3 protein-coding genes and 1 pseudogene are annotated in these 2,189 nt (G+C 71.3%); all 4 read left to right on the forward strand.

The window, feature by feature from the left end; translation table 11 throughout:
- A pseudogene (locus AB0M20_RS39495) lies at nt 1–285 on the forward strand (hypothetical protein); the annotation flags it as partial.
- A gap of 77 nt (nt 286–362) precedes the next feature.
- Complete coding sequence (locus AB0M20_RS39500; RefSeq protein ID WP_364306175.1) at nt 363–1,085, forward strand: ABC transporter ATP-binding protein; 723 nt, start codon at nt 363–365, stop codon at nt 1,083–1,085.
- The gene (locus tag AB0M20_RS39505) at nt 1,082–1,810 is read left to right on the forward strand and encodes an ABC transporter permease (RefSeq protein WP_364306176.1); all 729 of its coding nucleotides are present in this window, start codon (nt 1,082–1,084) and stop codon (nt 1,808–1,810) included. Before AB0M20_RS39500 ends, AB0M20_RS39505 begins: the two co-directional genes overlap by 4 nt.
- A 29-nt stretch (nt 1,811–1,839) precedes the next feature.
- On the forward strand, nt 1,840–2,189 hold a 350-nt coding region (locus tag AB0M20_RS39510), incomplete at its 3' end, for a helix-turn-helix domain-containing protein (RefSeq protein ID WP_364306178.1).

Here is a 2,189-nt window from a genome sequence, read left to right on the forward strand (position 1 = left end):
GGTGACGTCACGATCAGCCAGATCGCCTTCTGGGACGAGGAGGCGATCACCCACTTCCGCACCCAGTGGCACGAGGTCAAGGCCGACTTCGTCGACGACCCGGTGGCCGCGCTGACCCGGGCGCACGACCTGCTCACCGAGGCGGTCAACGAGCTGACCGAGGCACTGCTCGCCGAGCGGGACGAGCTCGACCCGCTGGACGGCAAGGCCACCCCCGACACCGAGAGCATGCGGATGGCGATGCGGGGCTACCGCGAGTTCCTCGACCGGATCCTCGCCCTGTAGCGAAACGGGCGCTTCAGAAAGCGCGTCATTTCACCTACCGTTGAGTTCATCACCTGATGAATTCAGCGGGAGGAACCATGGGCTCTGCCATCGAGGTTTCGGGACTCGTGGTCCGGCGCGGCCGCCGCGAGGTCCTGCACGGCGTCACCTGCAGCGTGCCCAGCGGCCTGGTGACCGGCCTGCTCGGCCCGAGCGGCAGCGGCAAGACGACGCTGATCCGGGCGATCGTCGGCGTCCAGATCGTCGAGTCCGGCACGGTGACCGTGCTGGGCCACCCGGCCGGCTCGGCCGAGCTGCGGCACCGGGTCGGCTACGTCACGCAGGCGCCCAGCGTCTACGCCGACCTGACCGTTCGCGAGAACGTGCGGTACTTCGCCACCCTCTACGGCCTCGGCGCCGCCGACGCCGACCGGGCGATCCGCGACGTCGGCCTCGCCTCGGCCAAGGATCAGCTGGTCGGTGACCTCTCCGGCGGCCAGCGCAGCCGCGCGTCGCTGGGCTGCGCGATGATCGGCCGGCCCGCCTTGCTGATGCTCGACGAACCGACCGTCGGGCAGGACCCGGTGCTGCGCGCCGACCTCTGGGCACAGTTCCACGAGCTCGCCGCGCAGGGCACGACGCTGGTGGTCTCCAGCCACGTGATGGACGAGGCCGGCCGCTGTGACCGCCTGCTGCTGGTCCGCGAGGGCCGGCTGATCGGTGACGACAGCCCCGCGGCGATCCGGGCGGCGGCCGGCACCGACGACCTCGAGGAGGCGTTCCTCAAGCTGATCCGGGAGCACGAGGGGGCGGCGGCATGAGGACCCTCGCGACCGCCGCCCGGATCCTGCGCCAGCTGCGGCACGACCGGCGCACCGTCGCGCTGCTGGTCGCGGTGCCCTCGCTGCTGCTGGTGCTGCTGTATTACATGTTCCGCAACGCGGGCCCGACCTTCGACCGGATCGCGCTGATCATGCTCGGCGTCTTCCCGTTCGTGATCATGTTCCTGGTGACCAGCATCGCGATGCTGCGCGAGCGGACCAGCGGCACCCTCGAGCGGCTGCTCACCACGCCGCTGGGCAAGCTGGATCTGCTGTTCGGCTACGGCCTGGCGTTCGGGCTGGCCGCGGCGGTGCAGGCCGCCGTGGCGGTGGGTGCGGCGTACTGGCTGCTGGGGCTGGAGACCGCCGGAGGCGCCGGGATGGTGGTCCTGATCGCGGTGGTGAACGCGGTGCTGGGGGTGGCGCTCGGATTGTTCTGCAGCGCCTTCGGCCGCACCGAGTTCCAGGCCGTACAGTTCCTTCCGGTGGTGGTCGTGCCGCAACTGTTGCTGTGCGGGTTGTTCGTGCCGCGCGGGCAGATGGCCGGCTGGCTGCAGGCGGTCAGCGACGTGCTGCCGCTGACCTACGCGGTGGACGCCCTGATCGAGGTCGGGGCGTCGGCCGACCCCACCGGCACGATGTGGGCCGATCTGGCGGTCGTGACCGGCGCGGCGGTGATCGCGCTGGTGCTGGCCGCCGCGACGTTGCGGCGAAGAACACCCTGAGAACACCTGAGAGGCGAAGGAAAGCGTGCGTGGTACGACGTAGCGGGCGGCGTCCCGGCAACCAGGACACTCGCCAGGACATCCTCGCGGCCGCCCGTGACGTCTTCGCCGAGAAGGGCTTCGACAAGGCCTCGATCCGCGCGATCGCGACCGCCGCCGACGTCGACCCGGCGCTGGTGCACCACTACTTCGGCACCAAGGACAAGCTCTTCCTGGCGAGCATGAACATGCCGATCAACCCGGCCGAGCTGGTCCCGCACGCGCGGGCCGGCCCGCGGGAGGAGGGCGGCGCGGCGGTGGTGCGGCTGTTCAACTCCGTGTGGGGCTCGCCGGCCGGCGCCCCGGCGGGGGCGAATCGGGCCGCGGCGGTGTGCACCCA

The organism is Actinoplanes sp. NPDC051633 (genome assembly GCF_040681735.1).
Lineage (GTDB): Bacteria > Actinomycetota > Actinomycetes > Mycobacteriales > Micromonosporaceae > Actinoplanes.

Coding starts and splice junctions, on each gene's coding strand:
- AB0M20_RS39505 (WP_364306176.1), top strand. CDS start 1,082: ATGAGGACCCTCGCGACCGCCGCCCGGATCCTGCGCCAGCTGCGGCAC.
- AB0M20_RS39500 (WP_364306175.1), top strand. CDS start 363: ATGGGCTCTGCCATCGAGGTTTCGGGACTCGTGGTCCGGCGCGGCCGC.